At 46.6% G+C, this 25638-nt stretch carries 19 protein-coding genes; 6 read left to right on the top strand and 13 right to left on the bottom strand.

The genetic code is table 11. The features are described from left to right. Positions 1–23: 23 nt before the first annotated feature. From L1285_RS21235 to L1285_RS21195, 9 genes are all read right to left on the bottom strand, one after another. Positions 24–449, bottom strand: coding sequence for a hypothetical protein (locus L1285_RS21235; protein ID WP_235414237.1), 426 nt, complete (start codon positions 447–449; stop codon positions 24–26). A 17-nt stretch (positions 450–466) separates the two neighbouring features. After that, the gene (locus L1285_RS21230; RefSeq protein ID WP_235414236.1) at positions 467–1267 is read right to left on the bottom strand and encodes an HvfC/BufC N-terminal domain-containing protein; all 801 of its coding nucleotides are present in this window, start codon (positions 1265–1267) and stop codon (positions 467–469) included. After that, on the bottom strand, positions 1260–2096 hold the full coding sequence (bufB, locus tag L1285_RS21225) for an MNIO family bufferin maturase (RefSeq protein ID WP_235414235.1): 837 nt from the start codon (positions 2094–2096) through the stop codon (positions 1260–1262). The genes L1285_RS21230 and bufB overlap by 8 nt, the downstream gene beginning before the upstream one ends. An 81-nt stretch (positions 2097–2177) precedes the next feature. After that, positions 2178–2630 (bottom strand): BufA2 family periplasmic bufferin-type metallophore, encoded by a 453-nt coding sequence (gene bufA2 / locus L1285_RS21220; RefSeq protein WP_046004618.1) that lies wholly within the window; start codon positions 2628–2630, stop codon positions 2178–2180. Between the two features lie 260 nt (positions 2631–2890). Continuing rightward, on the bottom strand, positions 2891–3145 hold the full coding sequence (locus L1285_RS21215) for a hypothetical protein (RefSeq protein WP_235414234.1): 255 nt from the start codon (positions 3143–3145) through the stop codon (positions 2891–2893). Positions 3146–3170: 25 nt separating this feature from the next. Beyond that, positions 3171–3563, bottom strand: coding sequence for a hypothetical protein (locus tag L1285_RS21210; protein ID WP_235414233.1), 393 nt, complete (start codon positions 3561–3563; stop codon positions 3171–3173). Position 3564: 1 nt separating this feature from the next. Next, the gene (locus tag L1285_RS21205) at positions 3565–3873 is read right to left on the bottom strand and encodes a DUF883 C-terminal domain-containing protein (RefSeq protein ID WP_235414232.1); all 309 of its coding nucleotides are present in this window, start codon (positions 3871–3873) and stop codon (positions 3565–3567) included. Positions 3874–4017: 144 nt separating this feature from the next. Beyond that, positions 4018–5127 (bottom strand): DUF418 domain-containing protein, encoded by a 1110-nt coding sequence (locus L1285_RS21200; protein WP_235414231.1) that lies wholly within the window; start codon positions 5125–5127, stop codon positions 4018–4020. A 160-nt stretch (positions 5128–5287) separates the two neighbouring features. After that, positions 5288–5725 carry a helix-turn-helix domain-containing protein gene (locus L1285_RS21195; protein ID WP_235414230.1) on the bottom strand — a complete coding sequence of 146 codons (438 nt, stop codon included), beginning with the start codon at positions 5723–5725 and terminating at the stop codon, positions 5288–5290. A gap of 361 nt (positions 5726–6086) precedes the next feature. Here L1285_RS21195 and L1285_RS21190 point away from each other — a divergent pair, with 361 nt between their 5' ends. The 3 genes from L1285_RS21190 (at position 6087) to L1285_RS21180 (ending at position 16476) form a co-directional block, all read left to right on the top strand. Beyond that, positions 6087–8096 (top strand): alpha-amylase, encoded by a 2010-nt coding sequence (locus tag L1285_RS21190; RefSeq protein ID WP_235414229.1) that lies wholly within the window; start codon positions 6087–6089, stop codon positions 8094–8096. A gap of 382 nt (positions 8097–8478) precedes the next feature. Then, on the top strand, positions 8479–15927 hold the full coding sequence (locus L1285_RS21185) for a PKD domain-containing protein (RefSeq protein ID WP_235414228.1): 7449 nt from the start codon (positions 8479–8481) through the stop codon (positions 15925–15927). Between the two features lie 51 nt (positions 15928–15978). Continuing rightward, positions 15979–16476, top strand: a complete 498-nt coding sequence (locus tag L1285_RS21180) for a hypothetical protein (protein ID WP_235414227.1) — start codon at positions 15979–15981, stop codon at positions 16474–16476. A 427-nt stretch (positions 16477–16903) separates the two neighbouring features. On the opposite strand, the gene L1285_RS21175 is transcribed toward L1285_RS21180, so the two are convergent. Then, positions 16904–18367 carry a serine hydrolase gene (locus L1285_RS21175; RefSeq protein WP_235414226.1) on the bottom strand — a complete coding sequence of 488 codons (1464 nt, stop codon included), beginning with the start codon at positions 18365–18367 and terminating at the stop codon, positions 16904–16906. 515 nt (positions 18368–18882) lie between these two features. On the opposite strand from L1285_RS21175, the gene L1285_RS21170 reads away from it, so the two are divergent. The 3 genes from L1285_RS21170 to L1285_RS21160 all read left to right on the top strand — a co-directional run bounded on the left by L1285_RS21170 (position 18883) and on the right by L1285_RS21160 (position 20664). Then, complete coding sequence (locus L1285_RS21170) at positions 18883–19242, top strand: TM2 domain-containing protein (protein WP_235414225.1); 360 nt, start codon at positions 18883–18885, stop codon at positions 19240–19242. A 601-nt stretch (positions 19243–19843) separates the two neighbouring features. Then, a complete protein-coding gene (locus L1285_RS21165; protein ID WP_235414224.1) occupies positions 19844–20188 on the top strand; it encodes a hypothetical protein in 345 nt (114 codons plus the stop codon). 128 nt (positions 20189–20316) lie between these two features. Further along, entirely contained in the window at positions 20317–20664 is a 348-nt protein-coding gene (locus tag L1285_RS21160) for a hypothetical protein (protein ID WP_235414223.1), read from the top strand. Positions 20665–20749: 85 nt separating this feature from the next. Here L1285_RS21160 and L1285_RS21155 read toward each other — a convergent pair whose 3' ends face one another. From L1285_RS21155 to L1285_RS21145, 3 genes are read right to left on the bottom strand one after another with little or no spacing between them, the layout of a single operon-like run. Beyond that, positions 20750–21862 carry a tryptophan 7-halogenase gene (locus tag L1285_RS21155; protein ID WP_235414222.1) on the bottom strand — a complete coding sequence of 371 codons (1113 nt, stop codon included), beginning with the start codon at positions 21860–21862 and terminating at the stop codon, positions 20750–20752. A gap of 9 nt (positions 21863–21871) precedes the next feature. Beyond that, positions 21872–24040, bottom strand: coding sequence for a LodA/GoxA family CTQ-dependent oxidase (locus tag L1285_RS21150; protein WP_235414221.1), 2169 nt, complete (start codon positions 24038–24040; stop codon positions 21872–21874). 11 nt (positions 24041–24051) lie between these two features. After that, positions 24052–25053, bottom strand: coding sequence for a ferritin-like protein (locus tag L1285_RS21145; RefSeq protein WP_235414220.1), 1002 nt, complete (start codon positions 25051–25053; stop codon positions 24052–24054). Between the last annotated feature and the right edge of the window lie 585 nt (positions 25054–25638).

Here is a 25638-nt window from a genome sequence, read left to right as displayed (position 1 = left end):
CTGTGCGCATTCAGGTAATCAGGCTATTCCAGTCTGTTGAGTAACTGTTTTATTTCAGTGCGCACATTGTCTATATCCTGAACAACCAAATCAACGGCCTGAGTGCTGGCATCAATACTTTGCCAGTTTTTTGACCAGGTTGCTTTGAGCGTAGTGGCACTTTTTTGTAGTTCGCCATTGGTCAGATAACTGAAGTCATTGATTAAGCCTACACTTATCCAGCCTTTGCGTGGGCTGCCTTCGACCTTGTTTTGGTCATAATGGGCGATGTAAATCAGCTGCTCAAGTTGTGCCAGCTCTTTAAGCATTTCGAAGCAAGCAGTGCGTATATTGTTGTTCTGTTCTGAGACCTCGAGTCGCCAGGCATTATAAGCAAAGCCGACAAACGCAAATAGCATGCTGGCAATCAGGCTAAGCTGGTACAGGCGAATTTTTTCACTGAGTTTCATGATTTTCCTTACTCGTGTCAATCAGACATGTGAGCTGGCAGCGTGTATTGGCTAAGCCAACCTGAATTGAGCGCTTTTTGCAGTAATTGCATGACAGCATGTGTGCCTGCTTCCGTATCCTGATGCAGCCCGGCTGCGGCCTCGCAAACGAAGCTAAAGGGCAGTCCGTCATCTATCGTTTTCAGGCACACATAGTCACTATGAGAGAGCGGGTGAAACGCGGTGCGCAGGCTGGCTTCACGAACAATGAGCCAGTAGCGTGGCGATGAAAGCTCGGGTTGCGGTGGGGTATCTGCTTGCTTGAGTGCCTGCCAACTTTCAACCGAGGCAAACTGGCAGCAGAGCAATCGTACACTTGGGTGAAGCGTAAAAATCACATTGGGCCATAAATTAGCCGGAACCTGTTGCAGTGCCTGAATGCTCAGGCGCGTGTCATCCGGCGCATCAAAAGCTTGTAGTAACAGGCGTTCGAACGCAGCCATTTCGCTCAGGATCCCATGAGCAGAAAAAGGGGGCTCATTTGCCAAGTACTCGGGGAGTCGGTCGCCGAAATGACGCAAAGATGGGTCTTGCGAGGGGTAGTGAGAAAGAAAGCCGGCAACCATTTGATCAAATAATTCATCGCCCAGGTAGCGTCCGAGCATCTCATGGTCTTGCTCCAGTACTTTGGTCAGGCGAATACGATAGGCATTGTGGTAAATGGCAGCTCTGTCTTTGGCATCTAAGCCTGGTTGCGGCGCAATGTGGTTTATCAGCTCAGGATTTAAGCCTGTGAGCATATCGACAAACGCCTGCTGTAGTTTGGCTAAATCAGCCATGCGACCTCCAGCTCATTGGTGCAAGCGCTTTGGCTTGATTCAGCTCTGCCATAAGGGTTTCAAATGGAGGAAAGTTATCATCCCTTTCGATCATGGTATTAACGCGTGGCATGGACTGCGCGTAACACTGAAACAACTGCCAAACAGCGTCGCATACAGGCTGGTCATGCGTATCAACAATGTGGCTGCCAAAGTCGCTGTGCCCGGCCAGGTGGATCTGTGCAACGGCTTGCTTTGGAATAGCGTTAAGATAATCCATTGCGTCGAAGCCATGGTTTCTGGCACTGACGTAAATGTTATTGATATCCAGCAAAAACTGACAACCCGACTGGTGATGCAGTGCACAAAGAAAGTCCCATTCTGTCATTTGTGACTGATGGTAGGTGAGGTAACTGGACACATTTTCAAGGATCAGCGGACGCTCCAGAAAGTCCTGAACAATGCGTAATCGCTCACTTAAGTGCGCCAGCGCTTCTTCGGTGTATGGCAGCGGCAACAAGTCATGACTGTTGAAGTCTCCAAGGGAAGAAAAACACAAGTGATCAGAAATCCACGCCGGGTTCACGCGGTGTATGGTGCGTTTGAGCTTACTAAGGTAATCGAAGTTTATCTCGCCAGTGCTGCCAATGGACATAGACACACCATGCATAGCAATGGGGTAGCGCTCTTTGATCTGATCGAGATAATGCCATGGCTTGCCACCATCAACAAAATAGTTCTCTGAGATGATCTCTAACCAGTCTATAGCGGGTTGAGTCTGGATGATAGCTTCGAAGTAGCAGGTTCTGAGTCCTAAGCCAAACCCCAAATAGGGAGGTGATGCGTTCAATATAACTCCGTTTTAACCAGAAGAAGAGGAGCAGCAAGTGAGCGTAGACAAAAACGTCACCTGCTGACACAGTAAGCGATTTTAACTGTCGGCTTTTCCGCCGATATCCTGACATGCTTTGGCTGGCATTTTTACAAACCCGGTGCCCTTACAAGAAGCATGGCCACCACAGGCATTGTTGGCGGTTTTGCAGTCATTATGGCCACCACAAATATTGACATCATGGCACTTAACCAGGTCGGATTTAGCAACAGAGCCGACCCATTCATCTTTTACATTGCCGCCTACATCTGCGCAGGCTTTGGCTGGCATTGCCACAAATCCGGTACCTTTGCAGCTGGCTTGCCCGGCGCACGCGTTGCTCGACGTTTTGCAGTCGTTGTGACCGCCACAAACGTTAACATCATAGCAATGAACCAGATCAGTACTAGCGCCACTGGCACTGGCCGTATTGGATGACGTGTTGTCGGTTGCATTACATCCTACCAGTCCTGCAACCATGACCGCCATCGCGGCCCCTGTAAGTGTTTTCATATTATCTTCCTCATTGAGTGTGTGCCAGACAGAGTGTGGGGTGACCTGTCCAAAACAACTGCTACCTTAGTTTACAAAGGGGGTTCAGCAGCATGTTCATGCCCGTACTTATCGGCAGCGCAGTGCTACCTGAACATGCTGCTGTAACGACAAGACCAGTGCTACGTGAGTTTCATTTCAGTGTAGTCGAAAATTTTTGCCCGGGCGCTGAGATACGTACTCAGACCGCCGGTAAATGAGGGGAGATAATGCGTGGCAGGTTAAACATGGCGAAGTGCTCGTCTGAACAAAACCAGCTTGCGCAAAATTGAAAACTTGCGCTTACTTTTAACTAATAACACACCGCTTAGTGCAAGCAGTGCAATACATTGAGGTGTGCAGGCCACACGCTTAGCTTTGCGGCAGAACCGCCGCTTACTGAACTGTGCATAATACAGCTTTTTCAACAGGCTCAGTTGTTGCTGTTGCACTTCCTGGTGTGCAGTACGGTATATAAAACTTGCCAGCCAGGTCATGGTCCTCTCCTTCAAAGCTTGTTAGTTAAAACACATCAAGCAGATCGCTGGTGGTTTTATCAAACAGCTGTATTGCAGTCGCTATCAGATAGTAGATAAGCGCCAGATTTAACGCCATCAGCAGCCCCGCAGAGACAAACCAACTCAGGCCAGCCTGCACCATGGCATAGGCCATCAACCCCTGAAGTGACAACCAGGTTGCTGTGATAAGCAGTGAATAAATCATCAGCAGCAAGACGCAAGTCAGAATCGTTTTAAAATGGGCGCGCAGTTTGGCTTTAAACAAAGCCGCGAAAGTGCGGGCGACGTCAGCATAGCTTGCACTAACGGCTTCGCCCTGTTGCATCAGCGCTGTAAGCTGAGCGCCCATACTGGCAGTTTGGTGTGTTTCTGTAGAGTGGTCTGATGGCGCGCTCATATTACTTACTCCGTAATAGCATGGTCAGAAGGACACCTGCGCCAAATGCAATGCCTGCCGTTTTAACCGGGTTTTCTGTGGCATATTTTTTAACACCTGAGGCATTCCACTTTTTCTCCAGTTCGCGTTTTTGAGCCTGCAAGGCCTGGCCAGACGCTTCGCTTTTGTTTCGTAATTGCTCTTCGGTCTTGGCCGCCGTGTCGTGCAGAGCATCGACAGTATAGTGGAGAGAGTCGGCTAGCTGATCAGAAACCGGGTGTGTATGTTCACTGTTTGCCTGACTGTTGGCAGTCGATTTACTGGTACTCATAATAACTCCTTGATTGCGAGAATTAGTACTCCTGACAGTGCAAATGATTTGCCAGGAATAATATTCTTTTAAATCATGGGTTTAAATTGAGGGTGTGTGTTCGGATAGGGTGTTTTTACCTGTGTGTGAAATTTTTACCCGGTATTATTTACGTGTAGGTAATGGCGGCTCTGAGTAGGTACCTGTGCGTGCAAGAAGGTATCTGAATAACCATTCGGCAGGGCCCTGAGCATATTTGCGCCGCCACAGCGTGGCAAAACACCAGGCCGACAGACAAAACAACAGGCTGCTTAACAATGCCGTCTCGATTGACTGGTTACCCAGCATATCCAGCGCTTCCAGTGTGCCCATACCAATAATGACATGCGCAATATAAAAAGTGAGCGATAACTTACCTGTATCTTCCAATGAATGCAGTACAGCTGAACGGGCAAAGTGCTGCGCAAGTTTGATGCAGCCCAGTAAGACAAGTACTGAGCTGGCGGTGGCACATACCAGATACTGAGGCAGTGGAGGAATAGGTCCGGTGCTGAGCAAAAACTGAATGTCTTGATCTTGCATGCCAACACGCACGGCCAGTGTGCGCAGCAGATAAAAAGCCCCCTCGACAGAAACTAAAATGACAATGGCGATTTTAAACAGTCTTTTTTGTAGTGCACTTTGGTGCAGCGGCTGGCGGCCAAGCCACATACCAAACAATAAAAATGCAAACCAGGGAAAAACAGGATGAAAGCCATTATAAAAAATCCGTCGTATCAGCCCATCCAGGGTCCATAAATCCAGATAGGTAAGTGTTCCCCAGTGCCAGCCTTTAGAATAATCAATGACTAATAACAGGGCAGGAAAAGTAGACACAACCAGCGCACAGAGCGTCAGCAGGGTACGATGAGAAGCAAAGAGTAACCACGAGGCCAGGATAAAGTAACAGCCATAAAAGTGCAGAATATCTGCCGGCCAGACGGGCAAATAGAGTAACCCCAGGCACAGCAATAAAATGCCACGCATAGCGACTTTGTTTTGCATCTGTTTTCGATGTAGTAAATCGTGATCCTGGGCTTTGCGAGCTGATAAAGTGAGTCCGACCCCTGCCAGGATCACAAACAGTGCTGCAGCACGTCCCTCCAGCAGGGCACTTAGTGATAACAGAAAGGGGCTGCCTGTGCTGGCACCCATCACGAGCTTGAAGTTAACGACCACCATACCAAAAATTGCCAGTGCTCTGGCAAGGTCAATACCATGGATCCGCGCGCTCATTGTTGTTCCTTTTTGTACATTCTGTGAGACTAAGTTAAGTTGCGCGGGCAGAATATTCCGTTAAGAAATGTTTGAATTTGTAATTGCGATAGGTACGACCTATATTGTTTGACTTAGCTCTTATGTCTTTGGAGTACATGAACTAATTTGTAGCATGCAGTTACCAGATTGCGAACTTATCACCCATATATTTACAGTAGCTAATAAAGTATCCGTTGACGAGTAACAGCAACCCCCCAACCAGTGCTGCTTCGCTGAATAATCCCAGCAAACAAAATACCAAACCAAAACCATGTAAAACCCGCTCAAGCCTGCTAAGTAATGGCCTGTCTGGTTGACTCTGCAAAGTACCAAGAAAGAACCAAATCCTTAGCCACAGTGGCAGCGGGCGCGATTGAGTATGCTTGCTTGTCATAAAAGACCCCTCCTGTAATGTGTGAATGTCGATATCCAGTGCAGCAGCGAGGCATTTTAAAGACTCCTGGCTGGGCGTATGGCCTTGTTCAATCCGTTGAATAGTCCGGATACTGAGCCCGGACATCATGGCCAGCTGGGCCTGTGTCAGGTGCTTGCTTAATCTGAGTTGTTTTAGGATCATAGCGTGGCTCGCTGCGTAGTGATGTGCAAAAGTGTTATCCATAAGCCGTTGCACAGACAAGTAAATTGTGCCGACTTTTTTGTGACAAAGTATAATTTTCAATTAGTTAGATTGAAGTATCTCTTGTGGTGTAAATACATTGTGAGGTGCTTATTGTGCTGTTGAGGGCGGGAGCCGCGCAGCAGAGCCGGGCCACAATGGAGGCGCATGCCGGGCTTTTTGCAGGATTTTTAACCGGTTTTGGTCTCGCATTTGCTCACAAGTAGGATTGCATACGTATTCAATAGACGTTTAATCGGATCTCTCTATATTGTTACCGTGATGTAAACATTACCGTTATGACAACAACAGAGAACACACAATGATTAAACAGTCACTTAAAGCGTTGAATACAGCGCTGATCACAGCAGGGCTCGGCATGTCAGCTCAGGCACTGGCCGCCCCCACAACTTTTGTTCATTTGTTCGAATGGTCCTGGCAGGATATTGCGACCGAGTGTGAAACCTTCCTGGGTCCAAAGGGTTACGCTGCCGTGCAGGTTTCACCACCGAGCGAACATATCACAGGCGCACCCTGGTGGACTCGCTACCAGCCCGTTAGTTATCAATTGGAAAGCCGCAGCGGAAATCGCGCTCAATTTATCGATATGGTGTCTCGCTGTAAGAATGCAGGTGTCGACATTTATGTTGATGCAGTGATTAACCACATGGCCCACGGTAGTGGTACAGGTGTGGCGGGCAGCACGTTTGGTGACAAACATTACCCAATCTACAGTCCGCAAGACTTTCATGAAACCTGCGCGATTAACGATGCCGACTACGGCAACAACGCCTGGCGAGTACAAAACTGTGAGCTGGTTGGTCTGGCTGATCTGAACACATCGGCTGCTTATGTGCAGGATACACTGGCCGCTTATCTGAACGATCTGGTTGGCATCGGCGTGGCTGGATTCCGCTTAGATGCCAGTAAACATATGGCATCGTCTGATATTGCTGCCATCATGAACAAGGTCAATGGTGAGCCTCTGGTATTTCAGGAAGTAATCGACCAGGGTGGCCAGGCCGTGCGCGCTGATGAGTACTTTGCTAATGGTCTGGTGACTGAGTTTAAGTACAGCACTAAGCTGGGCGACACCTTTAAATCCGGCAAGCTAGCCTGGCTAAACAGTTTTGGCGAAGCCTGGGGCATGATGTCGAGCCACCTGGCCGTGGTATTCGTGGACAACCATGATAACCAGCGCGGTCATGGCGGGGCTGGCAACGTCGTAACCTACGAAGACGGCGCCCTGTACGATCTGGCCAATGTCTTTATGCTGGCTTTCCCCTACGGCTATCCGAAGGTGATGTCGAGCTACGACTTTAACCATGATGGCGATGCCGGACCACCGGGCAGCACTGTGCATCAGGGCAACACGCTGAACTGTTTTGCTAATGAGTGGCTGTGTGAGCATCGTCGCAATATGATCGCCGGTGCTATGGAATTTAGGAACAATACGACAGGCCACTGGACCGTGAACAACTGGTGGGACAATGGTAATAACCAGATTGCCTTCTCCCGCGGGGATGAAGGGTTTGTGGCCATTAACCGTGAAGGTTTTGGCCTGAACCAGACGCTGCAAACGGGGCTGGCTGCGGGCGTTTACTGTGATGTCCTCAGCGGCGGCAAGAATAACTCGGGCGATGCGTGTCTTGGTGATCAAATCACAGTTGATCAAAATGGATTGGCAAGTATCAACGTCAGCGCGATGAATGCTGTGGCAATTCATCACAACAGCAAACTGGGTGACGCGCCGGATGTGCCTGCGGGCGACTGGCAAAGAACCGTCGTATTCATCAAAGCCGAAACGGCAGCAGGCCAGGATCTGTTTGTGCGTGGCGGCTTAGATTATGCTTTTGCAGCCACTTTAGGCCGCGATTGCGCTCAGGACCCGCTGCAATGTGCCATGCCGGTTCGCCACAACAACCTGAAAAACCCGACGACACAAGGCTGGAAACAGGGCGATAACTACCTTGACTGGCAGGGGAGTGAATCAGGCCAAAGTGCAGATGCCGCGGGCAGTGCACTGGACTGGACAACCAACTTGTGGCCGGCTGAATGGGGCACCAAAGCCACGGTAGAAAGCCAGGGCTATGGCGAAACACCACTGAACCAATGGGGTGCCCATTACTGGATGCTGGATGTAGATATGGACTGTAGCCAGACCCACAACGGCTGGTTTGAGATCAAAGCCTATGTGAAAAACGGCCAGGGCTGGGAAGGCGATATCAGCCAGACCAACACCCCCTACAGCAGCAATAACCACTTTGCCCGCTGCGGCCAGATCTCGGTGTTTGAATTCAATCAATCAACCGCAATTTACAGCGCTTTTTAACCTGTAAACCGCACAAGGGTAAACAACACTTTGCGGCGGTCATACTCCCTGGTGACCGCCGCATTTTTATAGCTGTTATTGAAGTTTACTAGAGCCTGAAAGTACCTTCCCGTTGCTCCGAAAGTTATTTGTATAAACTGTTACCTGTAGCGAACAACTAGCCCCGGACAGTCAATATAGTTTTTCATTCGTAACTGCTGTAAAGATGGGAATGCAGTGGCTGTAATCTTCCTTTTTACATATGTTTACACCCAAGCTTGAATTTGACCTTGTTCTAGGTAGAATTCGATGGTTTTGTTTGGCTTTTAACCAGTTTGGGGACGTAATGATTAAAAGGATGTGTGCTATATTGCGACTATGTTTGCTGTCAATGACATGTTTTGTGGTAGCGTCATGTGGCGGTGGCGGTAGTGAAAGCGGAAATAGTGCCAATACACAAACCCAAACGAAGACTGAAGAGCCACAAGCAGACAACCAGGCTCCTAAAGTTAGCATAATTGGTGAAACTCAGGTCTCAGAGCAGACTGTATTTACCCTTACTGCTGAGGCATCAGATGACAAGGCCGTGACTAGTTATCTATGGGAGTATGAAGCAGGTGGCGCTGAACTAGAGTTGCAAAGCCCTGAGCAGTCAATAGTTACTGTGTCGGTTGGTGATATTGAGCAAGACTTAGATGTGGTCTTTTTTGTGACTGTTGCTGACAATGAAGGGCTCACACAAACGGCGCAACATACACTCATAGTCAAAGCGACACCGACCGCAGAGATAGCTGGTCCAGAGTCTGTTGTCACGCCAGGCGAGTTTACACTCACTGCACTACATTCTTCCGAAGTGAATAGTGAAGCACTATCTTACCAGTGGCAACATGATTCAGCTGTACCGCTTGAGCTGAGTGGACAAGATAACGAAACTCTTAATGTTAAAGCACCGATACTGACGCAACCTACCGATGTAACGTTTAAGCTCACCGTAACAAACGAAGCAGGAGTCAGTCAGCATGCCACACACTCAGTAACACTCGTGCCAAAAGTTAATCTTGCGCCACAAGTCTCTGTAACTGGTGTGAGTGAGGTTCAGGCTGGCGGCTCTTTTTCACTGAGCGCTAATGCAACCGACAGTGATGGCCAAATAACAAGCTACCAGTGGCGTTATGAGTCTGACAGCACGTTGTCGCTCTCAGGTAGCGATACAGCAAACCTTTTAGTTGTAACACCCTCCGTTAGTCAAGTCACCCAAGCTTTGCTGACAGTAACCGTAACGGATGGTTCCGGGTTGACATCGAGCGCTACGCATAACGTTACAATCCAGCCAACGGTCAATATTAAGCCTGTAGTGACTATCACGGGCCCCGCGATTGTTGAAGAATCCAGTCAGATAACCCTAACGGCGGATGCGTCTGATCCCGACGGCGAAATAGTGCGTTATGAATGGTTGATCCCCGAAGACGCACCTATTACTGCTACTGATGCTCAGTCAGCGCAGTTGATTATAAGTGCAGACACGGTTAGCCAGGACACCCAAGCTTTGCTGAAAGTAACCGTTACTGATGATTCCGGACTGACATCTAGCGCTACGCATAGCGTCACAATCCAGCCAGCGGTTAATGTTGAGCCAGTAGTGACTATAACAGGCCCCGCTATTGTTGAAGAGTCCAGTCCAATAACCTTAACGGCGGATGCGTCTGATCCCGACGGCGAAATAGTGCGTTATGAATGGCAGATCCCCGAAGACACACCTATTACCGCCACTGGTGCTCAGTCAGCACAGTTGGTTATAAGTGCACATACTGTTAGCCAGGACACCCAGGCTTTGCTGACGGTAACTGTAACGGATGATTCCGGGCTGACATCTAGCGCTACGCATAGCGTCACAATTCAGCCAACGGTCAATGTTGAGCCTGTAGTGACGATAACAGGCCCCGCCATTGTTGAAGAGTCCAGTCAAATAACCTTAACGGCAGATGCGTCTGATCCCGACGGCGAAGTAGTGCGTTATGAGTGGCAGATCCCTGAGGACGCACCTATTACCGTCACAGGTGCTCAGTCAGCGCAGCTGGTTATAAGTGCACAAGCAATTTCTCAAGATACGCAGGTATCTCTGGCTGTGGTTGTAACAGATGAACGAGGTGCAACGGCGCAGGATGAGTTTACACTGACATTGCAAGCTTTACCTAACGTCAAACCCACGGTTTCTATTCAATCAAACCAGACTGAATTTCAGGAAAAACTGGCTTTTATACTAACCGCCGCGGCTGATGATAGTGATGGCCAGATTTCTGCCTATCAATGGTCTCACAACGGATCGGCTGAACTACAAATTAGCGGTGAACAGAGTGCTGAACTCAATGTCATCAGTGCAGATTTAACAGAAGATACTGAAGTCACTTTCACTGTCACAGTGACTGATAATCAAGGTGAGACTAATGCAGATACTTTCACTGCAACCATTTTTGCCCTGAAGCATCGCCTTACTTTGCGAGGAAAAGTGACAGATGAACCAATCCAGTACGCGAATGTCTCTTTACGCTCTGGTGAAAAACACTTTCAAGCGCAGGCGAGTGAAACGGGCGAGTATGAGTTGAGCGTAGTGCTTGATGAAGCGGATATCAACGCCATGATGACGCTTGAAGCCTCTGGTATTAATACACAAAGTCATGTGACTTTGGTATCCATGTTAGGTGAGTTAGGCAATCTGGTGCAGGCCGCCGGCGCAGACTCTGTACTCGACGCTGAGGAGCAGTTCAGCGTGAATATCACCAACCTCACAACGGTTGAATATGCGCTTATCCAGCAAAATGAAGAGAGTGTGGCTAACCACTCTGAGCTGCAACGGGCTAAACGCAATATTGACCCCGAAGAAAAGCTGGCACTGGCCAGCACCTTAAAAGCGGTGATTGACCACGGGTACGCGTTACCGGACGGTCTCGCATCGACGCTTGAGTTAGCCAGAGATTTACCTAAGGCCCGAGCGCTGCTCAGAGCTATCAAGGCGACAGATCCGGTACTCTTTAGGCAGATCCGCGAAGACATAAAGCAAGATAGTGACTTGATGCAACAAGTGACGTTTGTGCCAGACGGGACATACTACCTTTCGGAATCGAGCTACTTCAATGGCTTTGCAGCATCTTTGACATTCAATAGTGATAATACGGGTGAATTGCAGTCCACAGAGTCCACGTCGTTTACCTGGCAGCAGAGTGGAACACAGTTACAGCTCAATCTGGACAGCCCAATATCTGTTTATGAGTCTGGCAACTACTTCAATCCGGATTATCAGGTCAATCAGTTATCTCTAAAGTTATATCAGCATGGTGAGCAGGCACAGTCCGCTGAAGTGACGATGCAGAAAGTTGCAACGGGTGATCAACCTGGCGAATTTACAGAGCCATTCCAGGGGCATTTTATTGCGGCAAATAACCTGCCAGAACTTGAGAAAGCAAACCTGCTGGGGCACTGGTCCATCAATATTCCGCAAACAAGGTCGTTAGCCCAGGCTTACTCAATCGAATTTTTAGAATATTCCAGAGCCAATATCACTTCTACCAGAAAGCCGGAGACCGTCTCTTGGAGACTTGAAGGGAATCAGTTGCGCTATCTATTTGGCAACTTTTCTTACAAGATCACTGTGGTTCGCAAATTTGAGTTGGGGCTGCAAGTGTTGGTTGAATTGAAACCCTGGTATGGCGAGCAGCAACTTTTCCCTGCTATCTTGGTCAGACATCAGAACACGAGTTTTGACGACATCAATTATGTTAAAACCTGGACACCTGAAAAGCTCAAAGGCGAAAGAGAAAGCTTCCTGATTGATGAGCATAATAACTTTCAGTTCACCTGGGACCGTGACATACAGGCCACCATGTTAAATGGCAACCTGGTGCGACATAATTACACCTTTGCAGGCGAAAATGTTGAATACTGTGATACCACTTCGGAACATTGTCAGACTGACCATAATTTTGAGTATGAGCTGCTGGCAAAACAAGGTGAGTTGATTGCTGTAAAATATTCTTCTATAGACCTGCGAGAAGCCACTCCCACGCATATTGGCAGTAAAGTATTTGTTTTTAGGCTGAGTGAGGAACCGCTTGCAACAAATGCGTTCACCGATGCATTTGTTAGTCAGAACAATAACTATTATATCTTCGGAGGTCGGCCAAATCTGTTTGCTGTCTCTGACAATAAAACTGTTCACTTAAAAGGCATGCGGTACTGCCACAGTGGTGAGGATAACGTTAGTCGTTGTGATGATGCTATTGATATAGATGGACAAAAGTACTGGGTAACACTGAGTGACGAGCTGGTGCATCTGACTCATATTGAAACGAACGAGCAATCCTTTTTACAACTGCTACAGTCTGATGAAAATGGGGTAACGCTGTGCCATTTCAATGAAGCGCAAACTTGCACTGACGCAAACACCAATGACTATGCTTTTTCCAGGCCACAGCTGGATATACAGCTGAATCTGGAGGGCAGCGGTCAGGCCATTTCATCGAGCAGCGAATACCGTTACAAACAGAGCTTCTCAGTGCTGCTAGTACCTGATGGGGGCGCCACTTTGTCTGAGGTTTCCGGGTGTGATGGCACCGTGGACTCAGATAATGAGCATGGCTTTTTGTATTCTGTAGTTGAGCCACTGGCTGATTGTACTATCCAGGCTGTGTTTTCAAAACAGGCCCCTTATGATGATGCAATGGTGTTGTTTAATGACGCTCTGGATATTCCGCACAGCTGGTACTTTGAGTTTGACTGGAACAATACCGGCCGTTTATACAGTCGTTATACTAAGATTGACTTTTCGATAGAGCGAGTCTCCGAAGAACTCTATTGGGCACAGTTTGACCTGGGATATTTTGATTATATAACCCTTCGTCTGGGTAATAACGAAAAAGTACATGCGACCGGGTTTAAACTGGATTATCGCGAATCGGGTTTATATCTGATTTGGCAAGCCTGGAATCCCAATACTCAATCTAGTTATGATTTAACACCGATCTTGGTTAAAAATAGCAAAGAAGTCGCTGCAACAGAGCTAACGCCTCAAAGTATGGTTGGTGATTGGGTGTTGACCTATGGTGCCGAATTGGAGGATAGCCGGACACACACAGACCAGTATCTGAGCATATCTTTACAAGACGATAATCAGGGGGTTGTTACTTCAACTGATTATCAGGGCATGCCGTGGAACCACGACATTACCTGGTCGATTACGCAGGATGACAGGCTTAGGTTGGAAGATTACTACGGTAACGTAGCAAAAATTAAAATGTTTGAGCAAACCGAATACGGTTACAAGTTTGCAATCGAAAGTATCAACGACGATTCGCACGATGCCAACTACAACTCTTTCTGGTTCCAGCGTGGCACAGGCGTACTACTAAAACGTCAAAGTGAACTCAAGCTTGAGAATTTGACTGGCAAATGGCGCTTCTCTGAAGGGAATGATGAGCGGGGCTTTGAGCTATATCCGGGTGGACAGTATCGCGACGGGAAGCATGATGGTGCATTCGAAAGTAGCTGGTCTGATGGTGTACTGAGCGTAATGACGAAATACAATGAGCAGCTTGGCTATGATCCGGTCTGTGACCAACAGGAGCCTAGCTGTGAGTTAAGAGAGCTGCACAAATTCGAAGTGATCCGAAAACAAGGAAATCACCTTTATGTGCTTGATCACAGTGGCAGTTACGGACGCTCAGCTAAAATTCTGAGAACCGTCACGCTGGATAGTGACCCGGTATTAACGCAATTCGAATCATATCTGTTTTGGGATACCGAGTGGAGCCGCAGGGATCGTTTAAAGCTATATGAAGTGACTGAGTCTATAACCCGATACTGGCGTATATACAAATCAACCCATTATAGCAGTCCGGGGTTGAAGTTAGACATTGAAGGGCAAGAAGTGTCCAGTCTTACTTTGGTTGATGGTAAGCTGAGAGAAGAAGTGGGTGAACTTGTCTATTGGATCGAAATCGTCAGCAGCAATGCAGACGGCATATTAGTATGTCGCTATATGCAAGGTAGCCGTTGCGACGAAAGTAACCAGCATTTCTTGAGCTATGAGATCCCGTCTTATCAGATAAATATAGGCGCCAGTGAAGGGGGAAGTATTGAGACCAATCTTCCAGGCAACTATCAGTTATATAACCAACCACTGGAGTTAAAAATTAACTATGACCATGGAATGGTTGTCGAGCGTTTTAAAGAGTGTGGTCTTGGATATAGTCGTCGCCTTAGTAGCTTGCATAGTAGAGTATTGACCTTTGTAAATGAAAACGTGAAGCAAGCGTGCGAACTTGATATTCAGTTTTCTCCTCGTCCGGCAAATCAATCGGATCGCCTGGGGATCACCGATCCTCTCCTCACAGCCTGTGTTAACAAATTCAATGAGTTTTATGACCCGCATATTGAGTATCTTGACGCACTAAAATGTGATGGAGATGGGGCGCTCGCGCTGGATAGTCTGGCTGGCTTGACTTTGTTTGATCAGTTAGAAGAATTTACCCTGGTTGGGGTGCCAGCTATCAGTTCACAGGCGAAACAGCAATTGCAGCAGCTGACAGAGCTAAAGAAACTCACATTGCGTGATGTTGAATTCAGCGACCTGGACTTCAGTATGCTGACTCAACTGGAAGCATTGACGTTAGAGGTGGACTCCCTGGCGCAGCTTTCCTTACCAAAACATGGCGAGCTCGAGTCATTAACACTTACTGGCGATGGACCCCAGATGCTTGATATTACTGACCTTAGTCAATTGGAGACACTGTCAATTGGCGGCAGTGGTATACAGTCGCTGGATGTAGACGGCGCTCTGAAATTACGCAGAATTTACGCCAATGGCAGCCAGCTTGCTAGTATATTTGGTATGTCTGAGTCACACTTGCTAGAATCTCTGACCATCAATAATACGCCGATGTCTGAGCTTGATCTGACACATTACGTGAATCTTGAATCTCTTTATATGGAAGATACTCAGATAGCGGAGTTAGACATCACTAATGCAACGCAGCTACAAAGAATTATCGCTTCCCGCTCCGAGCTTCAACGACTGGCGACGTTCAAGCCCAGCCCTGTTAGGGAACTACACTTAAGTGAAACGCAGCTGACTGCTATTGAGTTGGGCATGATGCCCGAACTAAAAAAATTAGACGTGCAAAGCGCCAGGTTGCAAAAACTAGACCTCACAGGCGCAGATGCGCTGAAGCGAGTTGTGGCGCAGAATAATCAAATTGGTGAAGTGGTCATGCCAGCTAGTTCACAAGTGGATGAGTTATATCTGGATAATAACCTGCTTACTGAGTTTTCCTTAACTGGCTTGCAGCAAAACGAGCACTTACATTCATTCAGTTTGAAGGGCAATCAACTGACGCAGTTCGATGGGACGCAGTTCGATAACTTGTATAACTTGAATCTGTCTGACAACCCAATATCGCGATTGGCTTTAAAGCATGAGCAAGGGATATGGACCTTAGTCCTTGATAATACGATTTTAACTGAGTTGGATCTGTCGGGCTTTAATCGCTTAAATTATCTGTCCATCAACAATACGCATATTGCAAATATAACTATTCCGGCAACGATCGATAAACTATATGCAAGTGGCACGAATATTACCGAGTTGAATCTGCCTGATGGCTTATCCCATGCCGGCATATATTTCAGAGGAAATCAGCTAGATTCGTTGAGCGTTGCAGATAGTGTTGGGTATACAAGGTTGTACCTTGGGGACACCGAGATCAGTGAACAAGTGAATGAGGTGCTGCAAAGCTCATATCGCGACAAGGTAGCTGCATATAGATGTGATGAACGCGACTGGTGCTTCAGAATTAATTGATACTTGTCTTAGAGAGACATTGTAGAAGGGTATTATTAGATTGAGTTGTATATGAAGGCATTGGAAAAGGTTGATTGGGTTTTAGTTCTCATAGTGTGCTCTTTGATTTCGCTTTTTATATATGCTGTTGGATATCGTGGATTAAGAGATTATAAAGAGCCATTTTGGATTGAAACTGAATTGGTTGAGTACAGCTGTAAGAGTAGTAAAAGCGGTGCTCATATTGTCAATGTGAAAGGAATGAAAGATAATATTATCTTAGGAATTAATTCTGTTACCTGTGATGACTTAAAAAAGTTCAAAAACATTAGTGAAATGAGTGTCAAAGTTAGTTATGGTTACGATGATGTGCCCTACTCTTTTGAAATTAAAGGTGAAGGGTTTCATCATAACCAAGCGAACGGAGAAATAATATTTTCTAGCACAAGTTATTTTACAAAATTTGAAATTTTTCTAATTTTCGTTCTATTAGTTGCACTTCTATCTCGAATAATGGGAAAGGTTAGAGAGAATAAAGCTTGTTTGAATAAGCTGAACAATGGCAGGTAACGGTAAGTTATAAATATATAGACGCTCCAGCGATGTATAGTAGTCAATTTAAATTGGCCACAGTTTTATAATTTTGCTAGTAACTTTCTTTTGACTGGTTTGGCGACAGGCCACCGTTACGCTGATGTGCCCTGACCTTGCTGTGGTGGCCAATCGAGTTATATCGGCAGACACCTAAAATTGGTACACTTCCAAGTTGAACATGCAATGGAGTTTTATCAAACAAAAATGGACCCAATTATTAAGAAGCGATTGTTCGCCGTTATCCGTTTTCTGTCAGCATGAGTGGCGGGGCTATCGCCACTCATTCGAGGCTATGTTGTTCGCTTCTCTGACGACTCCAGGATATGTATTAGGCGAGTCTTGCTCGAAAAAGTTACCAAACACCTGGGTTTCATACTCGGAATACGATTTTTCGTGGCCAAGGTTATAAATAGGCCTTTATGTCGGCAACTTTGTTTTTGGCATAATCACTGTGTGGGTTTATCCTAAGTATTTGCTGATAATGCTTAAATGCCAGCGAGTATTGCTTGTTTAGCTCATAGGCTTCAGCAATGCTGCTGTGGTAATATGGTTGTTCATTGTTTTGAGTCAGCGCAAATTCAAAAACTGCAATACCATCATCAACGCGACCATGTTTAACCAAGCTATTACCCCATTCAACCAGGATCTCCAGATCATATGTTACGCCCGTGTCTAGCTGCGCTTTTGAAAATACCGAGGCAAAGTTTTTAAACCCTTTTTTATCAGCCAGAGATTTTAGGTATGCCATCGGCTGGTAAGCAATTTGCTTGTGCTCATCGTTGAAGCCCGGAATATAGTAAGCGGCGATTTCGTCGACGAAAGTGATGGGTAAGCTGCCTAGTAAGTTAGTTAGTACCACCACAGAAACCTTATCCTCTGGATATATGCTCATGGTGACTGCGTTCGCACCGCTTGCGCTTATTGCCTTGTGATATTTACGCTGGTTAACCTGCCAGCCCATTGAATATCCATTTTCTTTATTGTTAAACCCTTCAGTACGTCCGTTGTTGAGTTGAACGGGTGTCCATAACAGGTTGAGATCTTTAACCAGCTCACCTTGCTGTAATGACACAATATAGTTAGCAAGTTCAGTTGCTGTTGAGCTCATTCCTGCGGCAGTTCGTAAAATATACGGAAATTCACCATAGAAGTTTTTATAATTATTTTCGCTTAAATGAATATACTGACGAGTCTGGTTTGGTACCATGCGTTCCAGGTAGTCAAAGCCAGCCTGTGCGGTTTGTGGCATCTTAGCGCGCTCAAGCTGCATTTTAGTAATGAAAGCGGTAAACCCCTCTGGTACGTATTTATCAATGATCTTGCCCAAGATTACATAACCAGTTTGGTTGTAGCTAAAACGAGAGTTGGGTGTAAATTGAAGCGGGTGTTTTTGGACTTCCTGCCAGGAAGCATCTGCATCATGAGGTACTAAAGTTTCAAGCCCCCGGTTAGCTGCCAGGATCTCAGGCAGGCCCGAAGTGTGTCCCATTAGCTGATTAATTTTGAGTGACTGCCATGCCTCGGGTAAATCGGGTAAATGCTTGCCAATTTGGTCATCAATGTTGAGAAGACCTTGCTCTGCTAATTGTACAATAGCAACGCCGGTAAAGGCTTTTGTCATTGAATTAATGGGGAAGACCGTTTTTTCTGTCACAGGAACCTGATGCTGTAAGTCTGCAAAGCCGTAGTTACCTTGTTTGATAATTTTACCGTTTTTAATTACAGCCAGCTGTAAACCTGGAATATGCCTTTCCTTCATCAGGGCCTGAATAAACTTGTCTATCGGCTCAGCTTTCACCAATGACGACCACATTAGGGTAGCAAACCAGAATAAGGCAGATAATAAGACTCTGTTTTTTTTGTACATGATAGTTCCGTTACGCATTTTTTTATGAAGATATCATCATAGCTATCAAGTACCATACCAACTATAAAACCTATATTTATTAGTGTGTTAGGTTTTTTCTTGGCAAGAAAGCTACTACCAATTTTAGATAAGTAGTTAAATTAACTAATAAGTAGTTGTTTTTACAACAAGGAAACGGAGTGAGTTACATGGACAGCCACCCAACAGGAGTTACTTAGCAACATTGTGTTGTGAATTTACACTTGGGTATCTTTGAAAATACTGTTTCACTGTTTTTTGCCGCTATAAAAACTATCTAGGAAAGGCCAAGTTAGTTCAAAGACTTGGGGATCAATGCCGAGCCTATTTAGGCTTGAGCTATATGGGGTTTGGTGGTAGGTTGATGCTCACTTTAGGTAGCAAGCAATTGAGTAGGATGAAGTTTCCTGGATAGGGTAGTAGCCAAAACTAGGTTTATCTCAAGCTCAAATAAACAAAATACAAAATACAAAATAGAAATAAAGGAGATTGACGTAATGGATGAAACAATAAAGCAAAGATCAAAGGAAGTTGATGAGAAGTTTTGTAGTGACTGTGGTGCAGTTATCAAAGCAAAAGCTGAAATTTGCCCTAAATGTGGCGTAAGGCAGTCTGCACCGCCAGGAGCGTTGGGTTCAACCGCAGCTAATGGCAAAAGCAGAGTTGCAGCAGCACTGTTCGCATTTTTCCTGGGCGGTTTCGGAGCTCATAAGTTCTATCTTGGACAGGTAGGGTTAGGTGTTTTGTATCTGTTTTTTTGTTGGACATTTATTCCCGCACTTATTTCTCTTATAGAGTTTATTCTTTTCCTCACAATGAGCGATGAGGCTTTCAATCAAAAGTACGGTAATACATAACAACGCCAATCATATGGGCGCAAAAAAGCGGCGCCCATATAGTATGTGAGGACTTGTGGAAATGCCAAAATGATCAGCTTCAGCCCTATATGCGCTACTATTGCAAAGCAGTGAAAGAGGTTGCGATGTGATAAAACTGAACTAAATCACGGTAAATCCCCCCCAGTTATGACTTACTTTTTATTAGTAATGCAATTCCTGAAGCGCCCCTACACACTAAAATGGCACCTACTCAAGATTCCCGCGCTCTGGGCGGGCTGTTTCAAACAAAAAACGCAGAAAAATCAATAACTACTCCAAATCAGTATTGTCCAATTTTTACGTAAATCCCTTAACTCGTGCATCAATTGCAAAGACAAAAATCATGCCTCTCACATAACAGTATGAAAAATAAAAATATCAAAGTGAGTTATATGTACAGCCACCTAACAGGAGTTACATAGCAACATTGTGCTGTGAATTTACACTTGGGTATCTTTGAAAATGTCCTATCTTTGAAAATGTCCTATCTTTGAAAATGTACTATAGAAGTGAGCGCCATCGTGGATGGTATAGAGAAAATTTATAGGTTTAACCAGTAAGTACATGGTGAGTATGAACTATGAATACGGAACAAGCATATAATACAATAGCGAACGTGTTATTCGCACACTTTGAGCCAAATGAACAGTTTGACAGGCTTGAGTTGAAGATGGAAATAGGTGATGGTGCAACTAAAAGGCAAGTTTGGAAATATTTCAATGGGGTGAGTTCTCAACCGATTGGAAAAAGCTTGCCATTGCAAGCTGGGGCTGATTTACGGCGAGCTGTCTTCTTTCTTCGCGATAATCTGCTGGAAGCGACAGGTGAGCAGATCTGGGGATTGGTTTTTACTCTCTACCCGGACAGCAGCTTTAATATAGAGTACACCTACGAGAAGTCTGACTGGCTAAAAGGCGGTGAGTGAGCCAGTAATACTGGTTGATACGAATATTCTTCCATTAAAAAGCTGCGACATGACCAGCTTTGGTCGTTTACGTTCTTTTTGGTGGAACGTCGTGAGCGTTTTAATTTCAACTTGAGGTAAACATCAATATGAATACAGAACAAGCGTATAACATTCTGGGAAATGTGCTTTTTGCTCACTTCGACCCTGACGAGCCGTTTGATAAGCTGGAAATGATATTGCAAATAGGTGATGGAGCCATCGCAAGAAATACATGGAGATACTTTGGGGTAGAAAAATTTCCACCAGTTTTGGATAGGGAAGTGCCTTTGCAGGCATGTCTAGACCTGAGCAAAGCCGCCTTTTTCCTTCGCGATAATCTGCTCGAAACGACAGGTGAGCAGATCTGGGGGTTGACTTTTACCCTCTACCCGGACAGCAGCTTTAATATAGAGTACAGCTACGAAAAATCTGACTGGCTAAAAGGCGGTGAGTAAGACAACGCCCACTCAGTTAACGTTTAAGATAAAAGCGCCCGACTTTGCGGGCGTTTTTTGTTCTTTGCCAATGGAAACGTTATTGTCAGCTTGCTTGTCGTTGCAGCCAGAATGCGGCCTCATGCCAGCGCTGCTCTTGTTGATAGAAGTATTCTCTTTGGCTGAGGTAATTAATAAACTCATTGCCTATGTATTGTCGGTACTCAGCCAGTGTAGTTGGCTTGTTATCCAGCCAGTCTGCGATAGCGTGTGCGGCTTTAAGCCCGGTTGCCAGCGCTTTATAAACCCCCTGAGAGCTGATGGGGTCATAGCAGGATGCTGCGTCGCCAACCGCCAGCCAGCCATTGCCTGCCGGTGGGTTTAGCAAACTGGAGGGGGTTTTCCAGTAGTGTAAATGCGTAGGCGGGGCGAGGCTATGCACGCGTTCAGCAACATGTGCACTTTGGTTTAACAGGGCGAACCAGTTTTTTGGGTCTTTCAACCCATGCTCTTTGGCGATATGGGCATCGGTTGTCAAACTGACCACCAGTTGGTTGTTTGGAATAGAGGCGCAGTACCACCAGCCGAGGTCGATGGCCTCAAGCAAAGTGAGCTTGAGTGTATTTAAGTCGGTATCTTTGCAATCAAAATAAGCGGCAATGCTTAACATCGTATCCTGCATTTTGGGTTGGGCGCCAAACCTGCGTGCAACAATGGCAGACTGACCTGTTGCATCCACCACAAAGCGACATCGTACAGGTGGCTGATTGTCAAAAGATAACTTGAATGGATGGAGCGTGTTGTGCTCAACAGAGACAGACGCAAAGCGCGTTTCACAGGTAAGGTGACCCCCCCTTTGTTTAAACTGATCTGCCATAAACTGGTCAAAGCGACGTCTGTCGAGATGCCAGCCCGCGCCATAGGGGTTGAACAGGTTATCATTAAACCCCAGTTGTGCGCTGCCCCAGCTGGAGAAACTGCCCAGGCAAGGTTCATGGTCTTGCTGTTCAAAGGCATCAGCAATGTTCAGACGTTGAAATAATTTACGGGTGTCAGGCGGAATACTCTCGCCAATTTTGGGTTTGCTGTAGCTACCAGCTTCGGCAAGGAAAACCCTGCCGACGCCGATATTTTGTAGCGCGATCCCTGTCGCTGTCCCTGCCGGACCACCACCTACAATGGCCACGTCAAATTCCCTGCTGTCATCAATCGCGCTCATTATGTTTCCTTATTTCTTTTTCGTTGCTGTGCCATTACCACCGATCATTGGCCAGGGAGTTGGGTCGGCTAACTCAGGTTCACAGCCCTTCAATCTGCTTTCTACTTCAAGGTACACGTTGTCAGCGTACTGCTTGCCATCATCAATCACCGTGCCCTGAACTATTACGCCGATGTCGTCCCACTTGGTCAGCATTTCCCGGTATTCCCAGAAGCGCCCGGCGTTGGCTAAGTCATGTTTATCCTCTGGAGAGTTTTCCTGCGGATAAGTGCCAGAACCACGCACTGAGTAACGCTGTGCCGGTAGTTCTTTGCTATTGATATCATAGTCTTGTGCTACATAAACTGTAACCGGGCGCTGCGCTGGCCATGACCAGTAGAGCGTTTCAGAATTGAGGTCATTCGGCGAAGTCTGGTGGATAGCGCAGGAGTTATAATCCGCATGCCAGGGCAGGGCCATAAACTTAGTGGCATCACCTGGCTCTAAACCCAAATGCTCAACGTCTTCATGTTGTGGGATCCAGCCCAAGCCCAAAAATGGCTTGTCGGTTTGTACGCTTGCGTAGTTAAGCGGCTTATGCTTGATCCGAAATGGTCCTGCACCCGTTAGCCAGTCCTGATACATGGCGGGCTCGCGAATAATCCAGGTCATATCTATACCCGGGCTAAAGCGTCCACCCAGGCAGTTTTGTAAGGTAGCCCGATCCAGGTATTCGCCCTCATTGAGCTTTTGCGTGCTGGTGTGTACATAGTTATGATTCGACCAGCTGTGCAGGAACTGATACTGAGTAACGGTGGGGGTTAAAAAGGGTTTACCACCTGCGGCACTGGAATCACCTAACGCCAGCGGCATCAGTGGTGCGCCTTCGTCAATCGACTGCGAGCGCCAGGTTGCCTCGGTGCCCGGATTAGGCTGACGAATATAGGCTAAGCCAGCTAAAATGGTGCTGTCCGGGTCATCTTCGGCGATGATTGCGTCTACCGATTTGTGAGCCTGGATGGCAATTTCAGGTAAGTAGGCGTTCCACAATTGCTGCCCGGTTGCTTTAAAAATCGGTTTAATGTGGTCATCAAATGCCGGTTTATAATCCGGATTAAATTTACCATCGCGATATAACTCAGGTTGTAAATTCAGCTTTCTGACAAAGGTATCGTAGGCTTCATCAAACAGAGAAACCACATTCAGCGTTTGTGGTGCGTAACTGGGGTCGGTCACAACCGCCCAGCCGCCGAATACTTCCTCGATGCTGCCATCGTCAAACTCAACCACAGCCGTCACCGGGCCGTCTGACGTGTCGTCAAACCACTGGTCGTTGTTGACGGGTCCTTCAATCGGCACTGGCTTGTCTTTGCTGTCGAGCCTCCAGCCAACAGCCTTACCATAACCACCGGCAACAATTAGCCTTCCTTCTGCATCTGTGTGCAGCTCACCCAGGCTGGTGATCCCATAAGGTGTGCGTGCTTTATGGATGTCGCTGCGGTCCACCACGTCCTTAATTTTGAACTGAGCACTTGTCACTTGTTCGTTTTTCTCTGGGATATCCAGGTAGTCAAAGTGCATATACGGGAAGGATTTAGGGTAATCCGCGACTTCAACTTTGTTACCGTCTTGCAGGTAAGCCGCTACTTCGTTGTTATCAAACTCAGCCTCAGGCGTCTCCCGGTCAACCACGCGTGGACCTGCGTCTATGACCAGCCGGGATAACCGGCTTTCATTGTATGGGTCCAGGCCTTCAGACAGGTTACGTAACACCGGGAACTTACCATTTTCGTAGGCAACCACACCGTGGTCGTCGTCGTTTACAAACCAGGCCGATTTCTTATTGGCCAGATGTACACACCATTTGATGTTAGTCACGGTTTTGCCCTGAAAGCTGGCGCCCACAGTCAGCTCCTGGCTATGGCTTTGTTCAGGGTAGCTCGGCTGATCAACGTCTGTGTAAGCAAACACACGAAAGCGCGCTGCCTGGCGTTTAAAAGCACCTTGCTCATCGCGCAATTGAGAGCTGGTGATCACTTCATCTGTAGCAGGATCGAGCGGCAATCCCCCCGTGGTTTTCTGTGGTTTGCCTGGTTGAGGTAGCGCAGCGATGCTCTCAGGCGCCAGGTAATATTCTTCACTGTTACCAACGCGTGCAATGCCAATAGCAGGATGAATTTTGAATAGTGTTTTAGACATGATGACTTTCCTTATTGATCATTTGGCATTGAAAACAAAGGCAACACGCCATTTTGCCAGCAGGCTGAGATAGCTGCGCCATTTTTGTACATCACTACTGCAAAGTCATCCGGGGTGTTCCCTGTCGTGAAAGTTGTATTCATGATTTCCAGAAATTCGCTAAAGTGCTGCAATTGAATTTGTTGCAGGCTCTTTTGTCGTTCACCGTAAGGCACAAGCGCATGGGTTTCTGGCAAAGGCTGTTTTAACAGGTAAGTGAATTTTTCGTAGTGATCCCACGTAGGCTGAATATCATCGGCACGATTTTGATATTCTGGCGGAATATACTGTGCTGTTTTTTCATACCCTTCTCCCTGATCGGTGATTAAATCAATGAGGTTGTAAGCCTGAGTCAAACCATCAGAACCAGCTTCGGTGATTGTCAGCTGCGTATCAGGGTAAAAGTTTCCAAAGTGGTTTACCTGTTTTGCGTTGGCCTGAAGTAAATCAACACGTGCTTCACAGCCAGCTTTGATTGCAGCGTATAACTCACCAATAGAGCCATATTCATCTGTGGCACCGGTGCCGCCTTTCTCTTTCCAGGTGGGGAATTCGATAATACACATGGTATTCAGTCTTTCCACGTCAAACGCGCCGATGGCCGTTGAGTGTGGGAAGTAGATGTCTTTCGGGTTAGGATCATCCAGGTCAAAATCCAGATGGGGGATGGTTGTGCCGTACTGAGGGGCGCGGATCTCAAGATCAGTGCCATAGGCGTTGGCAAGGTTTGCTGCGCTTTGCAGGTGTAACATCTCCTGGTTCACGACCGACTTGATCAAGCGGCCAGCTTCAGTAGATTGATCTTTAATGGAATACATAGCAGCCATGTAAAATGGAATGGTGTACATCTCAACGTCAACCGCCCACTGTAGGTGTTCATGTAATTGTTCAGCAGTCCAGCCACATGTCACTTTTTTTGGCTTTTGTAATGGTTTTGCCATCAAAAAATTTGACGGGTTCTCGAGTTTAATCATTTTAGTTCCTTTATGGGTTAAGCCGCTCGCTTACGGATGTTTATTGCGAAAGGAACTAACGTGCGACCCCACACGGACTACCTGGCTCCGAGAGCGTTAAACCTGTATAGCAAGCAGACTTCGACGGTACATATAGAAGAGACAAGGTTAGAACTAAGCGAGCTGACGATAACAGACGGCGTTATCACACTGGGAAGTTCAGGCGCTGCGTTTGTCTCACCAAAAACTAGTTCAAGTAAACGACAAATCAACTAAACCTGACATTACATCGGCATTACGTAACACGCAGTAAATACAGCATGCGCTTCTTATTCGGCTTAACTGTTATATAAATCAGTATTTTATTTTCTGACTAGGGTTTTCAGGCTTGATTAATTCAGCGTTACTTTTTACGGTTTAGTAACTTTTCCGTGAGAACTGATTTATCAGATGCATTGGAGTATGATCTCTGCATAAGTGGCGTACCATTGTGCTTAGTTCAAGCCCACCAGTGACAAGACTTCGCAAACAGATGAGTGGGAGTTGGATGCATAATCACTTACATTCTGAGATCAGGCACATTGGTTTTTGTTACGGCAATTCGTT

The sequence above is a fragment of the Pseudoalteromonas sp. DL2-H2.2 genome, assembly GCF_021532535.1.
GTDB lineage: Bacteria > Pseudomonadota > Gammaproteobacteria > Enterobacterales > Alteromonadaceae > Pseudoalteromonas > Pseudoalteromonas rubra_A.
Note: the sequence above shows the minus strand (reverse complement) of the source record. Positions and strands in the feature narration are given on the sequence as shown.